10 protein-coding genes and 1 tRNA gene are annotated in these 17,750 nt (G+C 66.7%); 5 read left to right on the top strand and 6 right to left on the bottom strand.

Translation table 11 applies throughout. From position 1 onward, the window contains the following. Positions 1 to 146: 146 nt before the first annotated feature. The 3 genes from ppdK to AZOLI_RS00770 form a co-directional block, all read right to left on the bottom strand. Entirely contained in the window at positions 147 to 2,840 is a 2,694-nt protein-coding gene (gene ppdK, locus AZOLI_RS00780) for a pyruvate, phosphate dikinase (protein WP_014246660.1), read from the bottom strand. A 355-nt stretch (positions 2,841 to 3,195) separates the two neighbouring features. Continuing rightward, complete coding sequence (locus AZOLI_RS00775) at positions 3,196 to 5,457, bottom strand: putative bifunctional diguanylate cyclase/phosphodiesterase (RefSeq protein ID WP_014246659.1); 2,262 nt, start codon at positions 5,455 to 5,457, stop codon at positions 3,196 to 3,198. Between the two features lie 261 nt (positions 5,458 to 5,718). Further along, positions 5,719 to 9,459, bottom strand: coding sequence for a vitamin B12-dependent ribonucleotide reductase (locus AZOLI_RS00770; RefSeq protein ID WP_014246658.1), 3,741 nt, complete (start codon positions 9,457 to 9,459; stop codon positions 5,719 to 5,721). Positions 9,460 to 10,213: 754 nt separating this feature from the next. On the opposite strand from AZOLI_RS00770, the gene AZOLI_RS00765 reads away from it, so the two are divergent. Then, a complete protein-coding gene (locus tag AZOLI_RS00765; protein WP_014246656.1) occupies positions 10,214 to 10,681 on the top strand; it encodes a PRC-barrel domain-containing protein in 468 nt (155 codons plus the stop codon). A 406-nt stretch (positions 10,682 to 11,087) separates the two neighbouring features. On the opposite strand, the gene rpsA is transcribed toward AZOLI_RS00765, so the two are convergent. The 3 genes from rpsA to aroA form a co-directional block, all read right to left on the bottom strand. Then, positions 11,088 to 12,794, bottom strand: coding sequence for a 30S ribosomal protein S1 (rpsA, locus tag AZOLI_RS00760; RefSeq protein ID WP_014246655.1), 1,707 nt, complete (start codon positions 12,792 to 12,794; stop codon positions 11,088 to 11,090). 175 nt (positions 12,795 to 12,969) lie between these two features. Beyond that, positions 12,970 to 13,668, bottom strand: a complete 699-nt coding sequence (cmk, locus tag AZOLI_RS00755) for a (d)CMP kinase (RefSeq protein ID WP_014246654.1) — start codon at positions 13,666 to 13,668, stop codon at positions 12,970 to 12,972. Positions 13,669 to 13,672: 4 nt separating this feature from the next. Continuing rightward, positions 13,673 to 15,049 carry a 3-phosphoshikimate 1-carboxyvinyltransferase gene (gene aroA / locus AZOLI_RS00750; RefSeq protein ID WP_014246653.1) on the bottom strand — a complete coding sequence of 459 codons (1,377 nt, stop codon included), beginning with the start codon at positions 15,047 to 15,049 and terminating at the stop codon, positions 13,673 to 13,675. 395 nt (positions 15,050 to 15,444) lie between these two features. Between aroA and AZOLI_RS00745 the strand changes: the two genes are divergently transcribed. The 4 genes from AZOLI_RS00745 (at position 15,445) to AZOLI_RS00730 (ending at position 17,706) form a co-directional block, all read left to right on the top strand. Beyond that, the gene (locus AZOLI_RS00745) at positions 15,445 to 15,837 is read left to right on the top strand and encodes a TIGR02300 family protein (RefSeq protein ID WP_014246652.1); all 393 of its coding nucleotides are present in this window, start codon (positions 15,445 to 15,447) and stop codon (positions 15,835 to 15,837) included. A 160-nt stretch (positions 15,838 to 15,997) separates the two neighbouring features. Next, a tRNA-Ala gene (locus AZOLI_RS00740) sits at positions 15,998 to 16,073 on the top strand. Positions 16,074 to 16,253: 180 nt separating this feature from the next. After that, a complete protein-coding gene (locus AZOLI_RS00735) occupies positions 16,254 to 17,081 on the top strand; it encodes a hypothetical protein (protein ID WP_014246651.1) in 828 nt (275 codons plus the stop codon). After that, a complete protein-coding gene (locus tag AZOLI_RS00730) occupies positions 17,068 to 17,706 on the top strand; it encodes a hypothetical protein (protein ID WP_044549400.1) in 639 nt (212 codons plus the stop codon). The genes AZOLI_RS00735 and AZOLI_RS00730 overlap by 14 nt, the downstream gene beginning before the upstream one ends. Positions 17,707 to 17,750 lie beyond the last annotated feature (44 nt).

The following is a 17,750-nucleotide window of genomic DNA, read 5'->3' as shown; positions in this document are numbered from 1 at the left end:
CGTCTACGGCGCCCCGGATGGAACAGTGAACACTCCCCCGAAATCTGTTCCACGCTGTTCCACCCACCCAACCCCGCCCCCAAAACGAAACGGCCCCCTTCCCTTGCGGGAAGAGGGCCGAAATCGTTTCAGCTACCCGAACCGGCTCAGTCGCGCTTGACCGTGTCGCTGTGCAGCGCGGCCTGGGCGGCGGCGAGGCGGGCGATCGGCACGCGGTAGGGCGAGCAGGAGACATAGGTCAGCCCGACCTTCTCGCAGAAGGAGATCGAGGCCGGGTCGCCGCCATGCTCGCCGCAGATGCCCAGCTTGATGTCCGGGCGAACCTTGCGGCCGCGCTCGGTGGCGATCTCCACCAGTTCGCCGACGCCGGTGACGTCCAGCGACTGGAACGGGTCCTGCTCCAGGATGCCCTGGCGCTGGTACTCCGGCAGGAAGCTGCCGGCGTCGTCGCGCGACAGGCCCAGCGTGGTCTGGGTCAGGTCGTTGGTGCCGTAGCTGAAGAACTCCGCCGACTCGGCGATCTCGCCGGCCTTCAGGGCCGCGCGCGGGATCTCGATCATCGTGCCGGTCAGATACTCCACCGTCACGCCGGTCTCGGCCTTCACCTGCTCGGCGGCGCGGTCGATCACCGCCTTGAGGATGTCGAACTCCTTCTTCGTGATGATCAGCGGGATCATCACTTCGGGAATGACGGCCTCGCCGGTGGTCTTGGCGACCTCGGCAGCGGCGGCGAAGATGGCGCGGGCCTGCATCTCGTAGATCTCGGGGTACGAGATGCCCAGACGGCAGCCGCGATGGCCCAGCATCGGGTTCGCTTCATGCAGCTGGATGGTGCGGTGGCGCACCCGCAGCGGGTCGGTGCCGGTGGCCTTGGCGACCTCCGCCATGTCCTCGTCGGTGTTCGGCAGGAACTCGTGCAGCGGCGGGTCGAGCAGGCGGATCGTCACCGGCAGGCCGGCCATGATCGTGAACAGATCGACGAAGTCCTTCTTCTGGAAGGGCTCCAGCTTGGCGAGCGCCTTGCGGCGGCCGGCCTCGTCCTCCGCCAGGATCATCTCGCGGACGGCCAGGATGCGCTCCGGGTCGAAGAACATGTGCTCGGTGCGCGACAGGCCGATGCCCTCGGCGCCGAACTTCCGCGCGGTGCGGGCGTCCAGCGGGGTTTCGGCGTTGGCGCGGACCTTCATCCGGCGGATGCCGTCGGCCCAGCCCATCAGGGTGGCGAAGTCGCCCGACAGCTCCGGCTGGATCGTCGGCACCTCGCCCAGCATCACCTCGCCGGTGGAGCCGTCGATGGTCAGGATGTCGCCTTCCTTCACGGCGACGCCGCGCACCGACATCTGCTTGGTCTTGTAGTCGATGCGCAGGTCGCCGGCGCCCGACACGCAGGCACGGCCCATGCCGCGGGCAACCACCGCCGCGTGGCTGGTCATGCCGCCGCGGCTGGTCAGGATGCCGCGGGCGGCGTGCATGCCGTGGATGTCCTCGGGCGAGGTCTCGATGCGGCAGAGGATCACCGACTCGCCCTTGCCGGCCATCTGCTCGGCCTCGTCGGCGGTGAACACCACCTTGCCGGAGGCGGCGCCGGGGGAAGCCGGCAGGCCCTTGGCGATCACCTTGCGGTCGGCCTTGGGGTCGAGCGTCGGGTGCAGCAGCTGGTCGAGCGAGGCCGGATCGATGCGGCGGACCGCCTCGTTCTGGTCGATGACGCCTTCGTTCGCCAGATCGACGGCGATCTTCAGCGCGGCCGGGGCGGTGCGCTTGCCGTTGCGGGTCTGCAGCATGAACAGCTTGTTCTGCTGGACGGTGAACTCGATGTCCTGCATGTCGCGGTAGTGCTTTTCCAGCTTGAGGCGGACCTCGTTCAGCTGGTTGAACACCTCCGGCATCACCTCTTCCATGGCGGGGAGGTCGGACTTGTTGGCGATCTTGCCGGCGACGGTCAGGTGCTGCGGCGTGCGGATGCCGGCGACGACGTCCTCACCCTGGGCGTTGACCAGATATTCGCCGTAGAAGGCGTTCTCGCCGGTCGACGGGTTGCGGGTGAAGGCCACGCCGGTGGCGCAGTCGTTGCCCATGTTGCCGAAGACCATGCACTGCACGTTGACCGCGGTGCCCCAGTCGGCCGGGATGTCGTGCAGCTTGCGGTAGGTGATGGCGCGGGCGTTCATCCACGAGCCGAAGACGGCGCCGATGGCGCCCCACAGCTGCTCCTGCACATCCTGCGGGAAGGGCTTGCCCAGCTCGCGCTCGACCGCCTTCTTGTAGTCCTCGATCACCGCCTGCCAATCCTCGGCCGACAGGTCGGTGTCGAGGGTGTAGGACTTGTCGCGCTTGTGGTTGTCGAGGATGTCCTCGAAATGGTGATGCTCAACGTCGAGGACGACGTTGGAATACATCTGGATGAAGCGGCGATAGCTGTCATAGGCGAATCGGCCGTCGCCCGACCGCTTGGCGAGGCCGGCGGCGGTTGCGTCGTTCAGGCCCAGGTTCAGGACGGTGTCCATCATGCCCGGCATCGAGGCGCGGGCGCCGGAGCGGACCGACACCAGCAGCGGGTTGACCGGGTCGCCGAACTTGGCGTCCATCGCCTGTTCCAGCCGCGCGATGGCGGCGTTCACCTGCGCCGTCAGCTCCGGCGGATAGGAACGGCCGTTGGCGTAGAAATAGGTGCACAGCTCGGTGGTGATCGTGAAGCCCGGCGGAACGGGCAGGCCAAGATTGGCCATCTCGGCCAGATTGGCGCCCTTGCCGCCCAGCAGGTTCTTCATATCGGCCCGTCCTTCGGTGGCACCGGCCCCGAAGCTGTAGACCCACTTGGATTCACCCTGGCTCGCCATCGCGGAATTCCTCTCGCCCCATGGTCGTCCGGCATGCGGGTGCTCCCCTTGTGCTCCACGGGCGATCCGCCGGGCGGGTCCGATCCGCTCAGCGGGACACCGTGGTCAGTTTGCTTGACCGCACATGCCGCTGAGTGGACCTTCTATCGCCCCAAACGTTGGGACACAAGACAGTCGCGTGGTCTGGACCGGGATGACCTGCGCTTCGCCGGCAAAGGAGCGTTGCGACTATATCGTATTGGCCGGATCCCCATTACTCCGGCGGATCCGCATAAGTACCGATTCGAATGGTGAAATGCGGACGAAGTACCCCGTTAATCCAAAGAAAAACGGGATCATTTCCTCCGCAAATGTTTCAGATGCTGAAGCAGGCGTTGGCCGGACACTCCACCCAGTGCTTACCCTCCCCCGCCAGCCAGTCCGCCAGCGCCGCCGCCGGCATCGGCCGGGCGAAGCGGTATCCCTGGCCGATGGCGCAGCCTTCCGCCTCCAGCATGCGGTGCTGGGCCTCGCGCTCCACCCCTTCGGCCACGACGGTCAGGCCCAGCGCCTCGCCGATCTGGATGATGGCGCGCACCAGCGGCCGGTTGGCGGCGTCGATGTCCAGCTCCTTGACGAAGCTGCGGTCGATCTTCAGTTCGCCGACGGGGAAGCGCTTCAGGTAGCTCAAGGAGGAATAGCCGGTGCCGAAATCGTCGATCGACAGGGTGACACCCAGCGCATGCAGGGCATCCAGCGCGTCGTGGGCTCCGGCCTCCTCCGACATCATCAGCCTTTCGGTGATCTCCAGCGTCAGGTCATTGGCCGGGATGCCGTTGGCGGCCAGCACCGAGCGGACCTGGTCCGGCAGGTCGCCGCGGGCGAAGCGGACGGCGGAGACGTTGACCGCCAGCCCCGGCACCGGCACCCCGGCGGCACGCCAGCGGCCGAGCTGCGCCACCGCCGTCTCCAGCACCCAGCCGTCCAGCCGGTCGATCAGCCCGCATTCCTCGGCCAGCGGCACGAACTCCATCGGCGGCACCGCTCCCCAGCGCGGGTGGGTCCAGCGGATCAGCGCCTCCACCCGGTACAGGCAGTGCGGCTTCAGCCGCACCTGCGGCTGGTAATGCAACTCGAACCCCGATTCGCCCGCCGCCTCGCTTGCGCCGCCGCCCTCCTGCCGGTCCAGCGCCTCGCGCAGTGCCGCCTCCATCTCCAGCCGGCGCACCGCCTGTTCATTCATATCGCGGCGGAAGAAGTGGCAGCGGTTGCGGCCGGCCTGCTTGGCCCGGTACATCGCCGCATCGGCCTGGCGCAGCAGCGTGTCGAAATCCATGCCATCGTCGGGATGCACGGCGATGCCGATGCTGGCGGTCGGGGTCAGCGTCAGGTCGGCCACCGTCAGCGGCACCGACAGGCTGGCGAGCACCCGCTCGGCCAGCAGCGAGGCATGGGCGGCGTCGCAGCCCGGCAGCAGCGCCACGAACTCGTCCCCGCCCAGCCGGGCCAGCGTGTCGCCTTCGATGAACAGGCGGCGCAGGCGGTTCGCCACCTCCACCAGCAGCTGGTCGCCGACCGCATGGCCCAGCGAATCGTTGATGGTCTTGAAGCGGTCGACGTCCAGGAACACCAGCGTCACCGGCTGGCGCGTGCGTCCGGCCAGCGCCAGCGCCGCAGTGGCGCGGTCGGCCAGAAGCTGGCGGTTGGGCAGTCCGGTGAGCGTGTCGAAATAGGCCAGCCGGTTGATCTCCGCCCGCGCCCGGTCATGCTCGATGGCCAGCGCGCACAGATGCACGCAGGCTTCCACCAGCCGCCGGTGGAAGGGGGCGGCTGGACGCGGTTCCCGGTAATAGAGCGCGAAACTGCCCAGCATCCGGGCATTGCGCCCCTTGATCGGGTTGGACCAGCAGGCGGCCAGCCCATGGGCCAGCGGCACCTCGCGATAGGGGGCCCAGCGCGGATCTTCGGCGATGTCGGCGGACATCACCGCCTCGCCCCGGCTCATCGCGCTGCCGCAGCAGCCGACATCCGGCCCGATGGGCAGCCCGTCGATGGCGGCGGCATAGGCGCCGGGCAGCGACGGGGCGGCGGCGACCCGCATGCGGTTCTCGTCGTCGCGCAGCATCACCGAACAGGTGACCTCCGGCGCGCAGGCCTCCACCTGCCGGCACAGGAAGTCCAGAACCTGTTTCAGCGACCGGCCGGCGGCCACCAGTTCCAGCACGTCCTGCTGCAGGCGGGCCACCGCCTCCGCCCGCTCGCGTTCGTCGAAACCGCGCATCTCGCACAGAATCAGGGTGTCCGCGCCGTCGGCCAGATGCTGCCAGTGCAGGTCGACCGGCACCGGATCGCGGCGCGGCAGGCAGAGCGCGCCGCTGCCGGGCGGCGGATGGTCGCCCTGCGCCCCGTCCCACACCGTCCGCCAGTCGCGTCCGCCAATGTCGAGCAGGGCGGGCAGCGACCGGCCGATCATGCTGTCGAGCGGACAGCCGGCAAGGCAGGCGAATGCCGGATTGGCACCGACGATGGTTCCGTCGGCCACGGTCCAGACCAGTGCCGCGCTCCATTGCGCAGCGGTCACCCGCAACAGGCGATCGGACGGCAGACGGTCGTCCAGCACTGCCCCGGCCGAATCCATGACCCCTGATCCCCCCGGACATCCATCGGGGAACGCCGCGCCGGCGCTCCCGGGAGAGTCAGCTAACATGAACACACGCGGCGCGGTCAAGCGCTCGTCGCTTTCGGACCCTGCTGGCACAAGCACACCGGAATGAGTCCAAGCAGTGACGCGCGGATCCGTTTGTGCACAAGCAAAAGGGAGGAAGCGGTCTCCCGCTCCCTCCCCTTTCATCGTCCATCGCCCCATGGCACTCCGATGGAGCGCCGCCAGGGAGAAGGCTCAGCTGCAGCCGGTGGTCGACCCGCAGCTGTCGCACTTCAGGCAGGTGCCGTTGCGGACCAGGGTCATGTTGCCGCACTCGCCGCAGGGATCGCCCTCGTAACCGCGGGCGCGGGCCTCGCGGATGCGGTCGAAGCGCTGGTCGCTGGTGCTGCCGCCATAGGCCGTGCCGGTGGCCGCGGTGGCGGCGACATGGCCCTGGGCAGTGGCGGCGGCAACCGCCGGGCTGGCCGCCATGGCAGCCTGGGCCGCCCCATGCGTGCCGGCCGACGCGGTGGCGCTGACGGCGGCGGTGTCGGTGCCGGTGGCGGCGAAGGCCGCCGCGGCGCTGGCCCGCTGGGTCTGCCCGCCATGCAGGACGCGCAGGTTGTTGCGGACATAGCCGGTCGACGCGATGCGGCGGACGATGTCGGACGGCTGCACCTGGGTGTCCGGCAGGTCGCCCTGCTTGTCGCCGCTGCCCACCGTGAAGGGCACCAGATCCTCCGGCGTGGCGTGCGCCAGATCGGTGCGGTTCAGGTAGGAGATGGCGATCTCGCGGAAGATGTAGTCGATGACCGAGGTCGCCATCTTGATGGTGTCGTTGCCGGTCACCATGCCCGACGGCTCGAAGCGCGTGAAGGTGAAGGCCTCCACGAACTCCTCCAGCGGAACGCCGTATTGCAGGCCGATCGACACCGCGATGGCGAAGTTGTTCATCAGCGAGCGGAAGGCGGCGCCTTCCTTGTGCATGTCGATGAAGATCTCGCCCAGGCGGCCGTCCTCATACTCGCCGGTGCGCAGGTACACCTTGTGGCCGCCGACATTGGCCTTCTGGGTGTAGCCCTTGCGGCGGTGCGGCAGACGCTCGCGCGAGCTGCTCTTCCGCTCGACCACCCGCTCGATCACCTTCTCGACGATGCGCTCGGTGACCATCTGGGCGCGGACCGCGGCCGGGGCCTCGATCATCGCCTCGACCGCCTCGCCATCCTCCTCGTCGTCGAGCAGGGCGGCCTGCAGCGGCTGGCTCAGCTTGGAGCCGTCGCGGTACAGCGCGTTCGCCTTCAGGCCCAGGCGCCAGGACATCAGGTAGGCGTCCTTGCACTCGTCGACCGTCGCCGTGTTCGGCATGTTGATGGTCTTGGAGATGGCGCCGGAGATGAAGGGCTGCGCCGCCGCCATCATCGTGATGTGCGATTCCCAGGACAGGAAGCGCTTGCCGATGCGGCCGCAGGGGTTGGCGCAGTCGAACACCGACAGGTGCTCGTCCTTGAGGAAGGGCGCGCCTTCCAGCGTCATGGCGCCGCAGCAGAAGGTGTTGGCCGCCTCGATCTGCGCCTTGGTGAAGCCGATGTGGCTCAGCAGGTCGAAGCCCGGAGCATCCAGCGTCTCGACCGGAATGCCCAGCGTCTGGGTGCAGAACTCGGCGCCGATGGTCCAGCGGTTGAAGACGAACTTGATGTCGAAGGCGGTGGCGAGGTTGCCCTCAAGCCGCTCCAGCAGCTCGTCGGTGAAGCCCTTGGCCTTCAGCGACTCGTGGTTCACGCCCGGGGCGGTCTTCAGCGTGCCGTGGCCGACCGCATAGAGCGCGATCTCCTCGATCTGGTCCGGGGTGTAGCCGAGCGTCTTCAGCGCCTCCGGCACCAGCCGGTTGACGATCTTGAAATAGCCGCCGCCGGCCAGCTTCTTGAACTTCACCAGCGCGAAGTCGGGCTCGATGCCGGTGGTGTCGCAATCCATCACCAGGCCGATGGTGCCGGTCGGGGCGACCACGGTGGCCTGGGCGTTGCGGTAGCCGTGGGCCTCGCCCAGCTCCAGCGCCTCGTCCCACACGCGGACGGCGGCCAGAGCCAGCTCCTGGTCCGGGCAGAGGTCGGCGACGAAGGGCACCGGCTCGACCGTCAGGCCCTCATAGCCGTTCATCTCGCCGTTGGCGGCGCGGCGATGGTTGCGGATGACCCGCAGCATGTGGTCGCGGTTGGCCTCGAAGCCGGGGAACGGACCCAGCTCCTGCGCCATCTCGGCCGAGGTGGCATAGGCGACGCCGGTCATCACGGCGGAGATGCCGGCGCAGTAGGCGCGGCCCTCGTCCGAGTCGTAGGACAGGCCGGACGCCATCAGCAGGCCGCCGAGGTTGGCGAAGCCGAGGCCCAGCGTGCGGAACTCGTAGGAGAGCTGAGCGATTTCCTTCGACGGGAACTGCGCCATCAGCACGGAGATTTCCAGCACGACGGTCCACAGCCGGCAGGCATGCTCGAACGCCTCGACGTCGAAGGAACCGTCCTTCAGACGGAACGACATCAGGTTCAGCGAGGCCAGATTGCAGGCGGTGTCGTCGAGGAACATGTACTCCGAGCACGGGTTCGAGGCGTTGATGCGCCCCGAGGCCGGGCAGGTGTGCCACTCGTTGATGGTGCTGTCGAACTGCACGCCCGGATCGGCGCAGGCCCAGGCGGCGTAGCCGACCTTGTCCCACAGGTCGCGGGCACGGACGGTCTTCACCACCTTGCCGTTGGTGCGGCCGATCAGGTTCCAGTCGGCATCGTCCAGCACCGCCTGCACGAACTCGTTGGAGATGCGCACGGAGTTGTTGGAGTTCTGGCCGGAGACCGTCAGGTAGGCTTCCGAATCCCAGTCGGTGTTGTAGGTCTTGAACTCGATGGAGGTGAAGCCCTGGCCGGCGAACTGGATCACGCGCTGGATGTAGTTCTCCGACACCTGATCCTTGCGGGCGGCGAGGATCGCCTTCTTCAGCTCCTTGTTCTCCTTCGGGTCCAGGCCCGACTGGGCGGCGGCCATCACCGCCGTCAGGTGCTTCTGGCAGATCTTGGAACCGGTCACGAGCGCCGCGACCTTCTGCTCCTCGTTCACCTTCCAGTCGATGTAGCCTTCGATGTCCGGATGGTCCATGTCCACCGTGACCATCTTGGCCGCACGGCGGGTGGTGCCGCCCGACTTGATGGCGCCGGCCGCGCGGTCGCCGATCTTCAGGAAGCTCATCAGGCCCGACGACTTGCCGCCGCCGGCCAGCTTCTCGCCCTCGCCGCGCAGCTTGGAGAAGTTGGAGCCGGTGCCCGAGCCGTACTTGAACAGGCGGGCCTCACGCACCCACAGGTCCATGATGCCGCCCTCGTTCACCAGATCGTCGGCGACGGACTGGATGAAGCAGGCGTGCGGCTGCGGATGCTCGTAGGCCGAGGCGGAGGAGGTCAGCAGGCCGGTCTTGAAATCGACGTAGAAGTGGCCCTGGCTCGGGCCGTCGATGCCGTAGGCCCAGTGCAGGCCGGTGTTGAACCACTGCGGGCTGTTCGGGGCCGCCATCTGAGCGGCCAGCATGAAGCGCATCTCGTCGAAGAAGGCGCGGGCGTCGGCCTCGGTGTCGAAATAGCCGCCCTTCCAGCCCCAATAGGTCCAGGTGCCGGCCAGACGGTCGAAGACCTGTTTGGCGGAGCTTTCACCGACGAAGCGCTTCTCCTTCGGCAGGGCGGCCAGCTTCTCCTGGTCGGCTTCCTTGCGCCACAGCCAGGACGGGACGGTGTTCTCTTCCACGGCGCGCAGCGCGGCCGGGACGCCGGCCTTGCGGAAATACTTCTGCGCCAGGATGTCGCTGGCGACCTGCGAGAAGTTGTCCGGCACCTCGATGCCAGTCTGCTGGAAGACGATCGTTCCATCCGGATTGCGGATCTCGCTGGTCGCCTGGCGGAAGCCGAGGCTGGCGTAGGCGTCCTGACCTTCGTGCGTGAAACGACGCTCGATCCGCATGATGACACTGTCCCCTGCTTGGAGCCCGCCGCAGCGGACTCGAATGGAAATATGGTGCGACCCGTCCTGACGAGCGGCCGGCGGTCCTGTCCGCCGTCCGGCCCGGCAACGCAGATGGCGCCGTACGAACAGGAGGCCCGATGCCCGACTGTCCGCCGTCGCCGCTGTGCTGCCGACCGGGGCCGCCGCTCGGGGCCGGCCGGGTCACGTGGGCTGCATCCTAGCCAGCACGACCGGGGCAAGCAAGCCCCACTCTGCTAGATATTGTGGTTGACATCACCGACCACCTCAAAACCTTGATCCTGTGGTGTTCAACCCGTGACCGGGGATCCTGTTCCCACCTGCCAAGCAATTTTTTGAGGCGGTGGTGGCGGGCCGCATCGCAGCCGCGAGGCACAAACTGTAGGCACTCGACTCACCGTCCCTGTTGAACCGGACGGCGCCACCCCCCGATTAGAGCGCAAAACGCGGCCAACCGCCAGAGCTTCGTTGCGGTGAAAATCAACATCTTGTTGCCTACGCCCCGTTGCACCCACCACCGATTCGTTGCGCTGCGACTCGAAGCAAGCCGGTGGAATCCATGGGGCGACTCGAAAAGCCGGCCATTCCCGACCCCGAGTCGCCACCGGCCGCCGGGGCTCGGGACACGGAAGAGGGGCAGAGCCGGCCACCCCGCAACTATTTCCTGCAGGTCCGGTTGAAGACCCTGGAGCCAAGGTGACTCCGTCGTGGGTCTGGGGGAGGAGAGGCACCCATGCTGAAGATCACGCACAAGATGTGGTGGGGGCGGACCGCGCTGACGCTATCTGCCCTGACGCTGCTGGCCGGGACGGCGACTCCGCCGCCGGCTGCCGCGCAGACCATGATCATCGAGGGCTCGACTCCGGTCGTCGGTGCCGCGGTGGAGCGCAAGACCGGTCCCAGCGTCGACCAGCTGATGAACCGCAACGTCGTGGGGGCGGACGGGTCGAAGATCGGCACCGTCACCGACGTGATCCTCGACGACAAGGGCGAGGCCCAATACATCGTCATCCACTCCGGCGGCATCCTGGGCTTCGGTGGCAAGGATATCGCCGCCGACCTGACACTGGCCGACATCCGTAGCGGGACCGAGGCGATCCAGCTGCGCGACGTCACCGCCGCCAGCGTCCGCGACATGCCCGAATTCCGCTACGACGACAGCATCACCTCCCTGACCCGCAGCCCGGAGCCGCGGCGGTGAGCGGTGGGCGGTGGGCGCTTGCCTTTTCGGAAGCTCAAGTTCACGGGGACAAGATTTGACACGGATGTCACGGATTTAGACACGGATTACACGGATTACACGGATGTGGCATCGCAAAGCAGTTGCGGGATGAAAAGCCGCTCCGTCGCTCAACAGAAACAGGGCTTGCATCACATTCTCCGGTCGACGAGAGGCCCGTTCACCAAGACAAAGAATCCGTGAAATCCGTGCATAAATCCGTGAAATCCGTGTCGATCTTGCCCGACACCGCAGCACCTAACCGTCCATCGGCCGCCCACAACGAAAAAGGCCGCGCCCCAACCGGGACGCGGCCTTTTCCTTACCCTTCCGGGAGATCGCGAGCCCCCTCCCCGGCGTTGCCGCCGGAGAGAACGGCCTCAGGCGATCACTCGTCGTTCTGCTGCTTGCGCTTCAGAGCGGCGCCCAGGATGTCGCCCAGCGAGGCGCCCGAGTCGGACGAACCGAACTCAGCCATCGCCTGCTTCTCTTCCTCCATCTCGCGGGCCTTGATGGACAGCGAGATGCGGCGGGAAGCGCGGTCGATCTGGGTGACCTTGGCGTCGACCTTCTCGCCGACGGCGAAACGGTCCGGGCGCTGTTCGGAACGCTCGCGGGACAGGTCCGACTTGCGGATGAAGCCGGTGTAGCCCTCGCCGACGGCCACTTCGATGCCGCCGTCCGTCACCTGCGTCACGGTGCAGGTCACGACCTCGTTCTTCTTCAGACCGGCGGTGGCAGCCTCGAACGGGTCGTTCGCCAGCTGCTTGATGCCCAGGCTGATGCGCTCCTTCTCGACGTCGACGTCGAGAACCTTGACCTTGACGCGGTCGCCCTTCTTGTACTCGGCGATCGCCTCTTCACCCGACTTGTTCCAGTCGAGATCGGACATGTGGACCATGCCGTCGATGTCGCCCGGCAGGCCGACGAACAGACCGAATTCGGTGATGTTCTTGACTTCGCCTTCCAGCTCGGTGCCCGGACCGAACTTGTCGGTGAAGGTCTCCCACGGGTTGTCCAGGCACTGCTTCAGGCCGAGGCTGATGCGGCGCTTCTGCGGATCGACGTCCAGGACCATGACCTCGACTTCCTGCGAAGTCGACACGATCTTGCCCGGATGGACGTTCTTCTTGGTCCAGGACATTTCCGAGACGTGGACCAGGCCCTCGATCCCCGGCTCCAGCTCCACGAAGGCGCCGTAGTCGGTGATGTTGGTGACGCGGCCCTTGAACTTGGCGCTGACCGGGTACTTGGCTTCGACGCCTTCCCACGGATCGGCTTCCAGCTGCTTCATGCCGAGGCTGATGCGCTGGGTTTCCGGGTTGAAGCGGATGACCTGGACGGTGACGGTCTGACCGATCTGCAGGGCTTCCGACGGATGGTTGATGCGGCGCCACGCGATGTCGGTGACGTGCAGCAGGCCATCGACGCCGCCCAGGTCGACGAACGCACCGTAGTCGGTGATGTTCTTGACGACGCCCTGGAGGATCTGGCCTTCCTTGAGGTTGGCCACCAGCTCCGAACGGGCCTCGGCGCGGCTCTCTTCGAGCACGGCGCGGCGCGACACGACGATGTTGCCGCGCGAGCGGTCCATCTTCAGGATCTGGAACGGCTGCGGGGTGCCCAGCAGCGGGGAGATGTCGCGGACCGGACGGATGTCGACCTGCGAACCGGGCAGGAAGGCGACGGCGCCCGACAGGTCGACGGTGAAGCCGCCCTTGACGCGGCCGAAGATGACGCCGGTGACGCGGGTCTGGTCGTTGAACGACTTCTCCAGCAGGGCCCAGGCCTCTTCGCGCTTCGCCTTCTCACGGCTCAGCATCGCTTCGCCGTTCTTGTCTTCCATCCGCTCGAGATAGACCTCGACGGTGTCGCCCGCCTTCAGCTCGGGCGGCTGGCCGGCAACGGCGAATTCCTTCAGCGCGACGCGGCCTTCCGACTTCAGACCGACGTCGATGGTGACCATGTCGTTCTCGACGGCGACGACGCGTCCCTTGACGACCGTACCTTCGAGCGACTCGGCCGCGCCCAGCGACTCTTCAAGCAGAGACGCGAAGCTTTCCTTTTCGACCGTGCGGGCCAGTGACTGTGCCATTGAAACTCCTAAAGGTGGCGCGAAAGCGGCCCCGTTCCGGTCCCTCCCGCGGCAAAACGGGTGGGACCTCGACCGAACCGCCGCGCCGGGCACCACGCCCGGCGACTTGGTTGATGGTTTTCCATGGAGGGCGTCCGACCCGCCCGCGCCGCTTCCGACCGCCGGAACCGCGGCGTCACGCCGCTGGCTTCAGACCGGTCTTCGAGCCGATGTGAGCGACCGCCATCGAGAACACCTGATCGGCATCGAGAGCGGAGGTATCAAGCACAAAAGCGTCGACAGCCGGACGGAGCGGGGCTACCGCTCTCTGGCTGTCACGCGCATCACGAGCCTTCATGTCCTCCAGGACATCGGAGGGTATAGCCGGAATCCCCCGTCTCTGCAACTCCCTGAGTCGCCGTTCGGCCCTGACCTCCACCGAAGCGGTAACGAACAGTTTGGCCTGGGCATCGGGGCAGACCACGGTGCCGATGTCGCGCCCGTCCAGGACCGCCCCCGGCGCGCCGCCCGGCGGATGGGACGCGAAGCGCCGCTGGAAGTCGAGCAGCGCCGCCCGCACCTCCGGCACCGCCGCCACCTTGCTGGCCGCCTGCGCCGCCTCGTCGGTGCGCAGCGCCACCTCCTGCAGGATGGGGTGTTCCGGGTGCAGCTCATAGGCCGCCCGCGCCGCCGCGGCATTGTCGGCCGGATCGCCGCCGGCCCTGAGGACCGACACGCCGACCGCGCGGTACAGCACGCCGGTGTCGAGATGGGCGAAGCCGAAGGCGTCGGCGATGCGCTGCGACAGGGTGCCCTTGCCGCTGGCGGCCGGGCCGTCGATGGCGACGACGACCGCCTTGGCCGGGGTCTCCTGGTTGGATAGCGGCTGCGTCATCGCCTCACGCCTCGCCGATCTTCGCGCCCAGCCCGTTCATCAGCCCGACGAAGCCGGGGAAGCTGGTGTCGATGAAGGCGCCGTCGTCGACCGACACCGGTTCCTCCGTCGCCATGCCCAGCACCAGGAAGCTCATGGCGATGCGGTGGTCCATGGCGGTGAGGACGGTGGCGCCGCCCTTCGGCCCCTTGCCCGTTCCACCAGTCCCGTGAACCGTCAGGCTGTCGTCGGCGCCGACCTCCACCGACACGCCGCAGCGGGCCAGCCCTTCGGCCACCATGGCGAGGCGGTCGCTCTCCTTCACCCGCAATTCCTTCAGGCCCAGCATCACCGTGGTGCCCTCGGCACAGGCGGCGGCGGCGGCCAGCACCGGATATTCGTCGATCATGCTCGGCGCGCGGTCGGCCGGCACCACCACGCCCTTCAGCGCGCTGTGGCGAACCCGCAGGTCGGCCACCGGCTCCCCCGCCTGGTCGCGGCGGTTCTCGAAGGCGATATCGGCGCCCATCTCGACCAGCGTGTCGTACAGGCCGGTGCGGCGCGGATTCATGCCGACGTCGTTCAGCAGCAGCTCCGAGCCCGGCCGCAGCAGGGCGGCGACCGCCGGGAAGGCGGCGCTGCTGGGATCGGCCGGCACATGGATGGTCCGGCCGGTCAGTTCCGGCTGGCCGGTGACGGTGACGGCCAGCGCGCCGTCCGCCAGCCGCTCGGTCGTCACGGTGGCGCCGAAATGGCGCAGCATCAGTTCGGTGTGGTCGCGCGTCGGCTCCGCCTCGATCACCGTGGTGGCGCCGGCGGTGTTGAGCCCGGCCAGCAGGATCGCCGACTTCACCTGGGCCGAGGCCACCGGCAGCCGGTAGGAGATCGGGACCAGATCGCCGCTGCCGACCACGGTCAGCGGCAACCGCCCGCCGGAGCGGCCGACGAAGCGGGCGCCCATCTCCTCCAGCGGCTTGGTGACGCGGGCCATCGGCCGCTTGTTCAGCGAGGCGTCGCCGGTGAAGACGCAGGTGATCGGATGGCCGGCGACCAGCCCCATCAGCAGGCGGGCGGCGGTGCCGCTGTTGCCCATGTCCAGCACCTGCGCCGGCTCCTGCAGCGCGCCCAGCCCGACGCCGCGCACGCGCCAGACGCCCGCGGCATCGCGCTCCGCCTGGGCGCCCAGCAGGCGCATGGCGGCGGCGGTGTGCAGGACGTCCTCCCCTTCGAGCAGGCCATGGATCACCGTCTCGCCCACGGCGATGGCGCCCAGCATCAGCGACCGGTGCGAGATCGACTTGTCGCCGGGCACGCGGATGCTGCCCTGGATCGCGCCGGTGGCGGCGGAGCGCAGCGGCTTCACCTGCGTGATGGGGGCCTGCGTGGCGGGGGCCTGCGTCATGGGACGGGTCCTTCGGATCGGAACGGAAAGCGGTTATGGCCGCCGTTCCTATCACAGCCCCCGTCCCGATGCGAGAGGGCCGGACTCCATCCTCCTCCCCTCCCGATACCGGCCGGGCACAAAAGAAAAGAGGCCGCGCAACGGCGGCCCCGAGTTCAAGGAGGAAACCAAATGGAGGAGTTGCACAATGTGCAGGTCCGTTCTAGCCAGTTATGGTTAACGCCCTGTAAAGGCAACCCCTGTCCGGGCGGGATACCCCTTTTCCGCGGCGCCTGCGCACCGGCGGCAACCGGCCGCGCCGCCGATCCGGCATCTTTTTTTTGACAAGCGCCTCTGGCCGTGGCAAAGGGCGCCTCTTGAGAACCCCCCTGATTTATGTGACGGAGGACACTGGCGTGGCCAAACCCGAATGGGGCGTCAAGCGCATCTGCCCGAGCTGTGGCGCTCGCTACTACGACATGCGCAAGGACCCGCCGGTCTGCCCGAGCTGCGGTGCGCAATTCGATCCCGAGGCCCTGCTGAAGTCGCGCAAGGCCCGCCCGGCCCCGGCCGACGACACCAAGAAGGTGGCGGCGGTTGTGGACGAGGATACCGAGAGCGAGGCCGAGGAGAGCGAGACTCCGGAGCTGGAGGATGTCGAGGACGACATGTCCGTCGAGGGCATCGAGGAGGCCGACGACACCGCCGACGATGAGGACGACGTCCTGATCGAGGACACGTCCGAACTGGGCGAGGACGACATGGACGAGGTCGTCGACGTCGAGGGCGAGGACGAGGAGGAGCGCTGACCGGCGCCCTTCCCGGCGGGACGGGAGCGTGGTCGGAAGCGGCGGGGATGCCGGTGAAAAAAAGCGCGGAACGGTCGATTTTCCGCTTGCATCACTCCGCCGCCTGACTATTATCCCGCTCCACCAAGGCCGGACGGAAACGACCGGCCCCCAGAGTTAAGGGGCCATAGCTCAGCTGGGAGAGCGCTACAATGGCATTGTAGAGGTCAGGAGTTCGATCCTCCTTGGCTCCACCAAATCAAAGGCTCGGCAGGCGACTGCCGAGCCTTTTGTTTTCCACGCGTGCGTTAGCTTGGAATTGCATAACTGCTCCCGCATAACAAGAAGCAGTATGAGCACACCCCTGCGAAAAATTGACTTTCATGGATATTGTATCTACTTTAGGGTGAGATTGAATTCGGAATGTGGGCATTCGTATGCTGCACGCAAAATTGCATGGAAAACTCCGTTACGATGCGGACGGAAACGCAAAGCTCTCTGAAGACAGTTTAACGTCGACGATCTTCGAACGGCTGGCCTATCTCCCGGATGATCGGCTGATCGCGATCCTCTTCGATCCGTCGCTCTGGCCTCTGCGCCCTCCGTCCGGCCTTCCGACATCTGTCGGGCCCGTCACCTTCTGGCCGCTCTGGACGTGGCCCAAGACCATCGCTTCCGCAGTCACCCGAAGATCGACAGAACCCGACCTGATCATTGAGTTCGACGACCGGATTCTGATGATCGAGGCCAAGCGGCATGACGGGACGCTGAGCCAGTATGGCGACCAACTTGCCGACGAATGGTGGACGGCCTTTCATAAGTTCACCGATGGGCGGCCCATATCCATCTTGGCCGTGTCAGGATTGCGCAACCCAGAGCGCGAGTTGAGAGTATTGAAGCGCAAAGCGCTGAACCGGCTTGCCGCTCTTTCCCACGGTGAGTTCGACGACCGGCCGGAGAGTTTCCATCTTGGATACGTGTCGTGGCGGGACTTGTATCTCATGACCCGGAAGGCGCTGTCACATGACCGGCCAGAACAGAACAGGCTGCTGGAGGACATCGGCAGCGGGCTTGTAAGGCATGGCGTAAGGCTGACGGCTCCCTGCTGGCTGGACGACATGCAGAAAGTACCCTGGTCGATTTTGAACAACCCGCTGGCCACCGACCATTTCCGCCGGCCGGACCTTCCGCCTCTCGGCTTCAAAGGCGAAATGCGCACCTGTTCAAATTTCTTTCGAGATGGATCATTCCATGACCGAGGCTAACTGCAATGACTTGGCGGCGGCGCTTGCAGACGTCCGCCGGGCGTACCGGCTGCTCTGGGGATATCAAAAGCGGATCCTGCACATCGTGGCGGAAATCCGCGAACAGCTCGGCTTCATGCCAAGCTTGATCGAATATCAGTTCGATACGCCGGACCAAAAGATTGAGGATCCGCGTCGGTGGATGTGGGATGCCCTGCCATTCAGCATGATCGGCTTCGAGGCGGAGCAGGGAGAGGATCGCGCACAGCGCGGCAGCCGCCTTCTCTACATCGATGTGGTGTCGGACACCGGCCTCGAGCAGGAGGCCGACCGGTGCGGCGACAAGTGGGAACCCAAACCAGACCGCTTCCAGCCGCCGGAGGACTGCCGAAGTGAATTGCGCCTGTACATCCTGCAGAACAGCAGGAAGCGGGATGAAAATTTCAACTGGCACCGGGACGTTGTCGTCGAGGTCGGACATTGGAAAGCCGAAGGCACGGCGTACAAGGACGAGAGCACCGACGTCCTGATCTATGGGGAAACGATCGATCTGATCGAGTTGGGCAACCGGGCGGCACTCGCCGCTCGCATCGACCGCTTCCACGTCAGCGCGCAAACCCTCTTGAAGGCTCTCGCACGACGCTAAGGGGTATTCAAACCCCCAAAACGGCGAAGGCCGCGAACCCGTTC

It is taken from the genome of Azospirillum lipoferum 4B (assembly GCF_000283655.1).
Lineage (GTDB): Bacteria > Pseudomonadota > Alphaproteobacteria > Azospirillales > Azospirillaceae > Azospirillum > Azospirillum lipoferum_C.
This window is presented reverse-complemented; position numbering and strand designations above follow the sequence as displayed.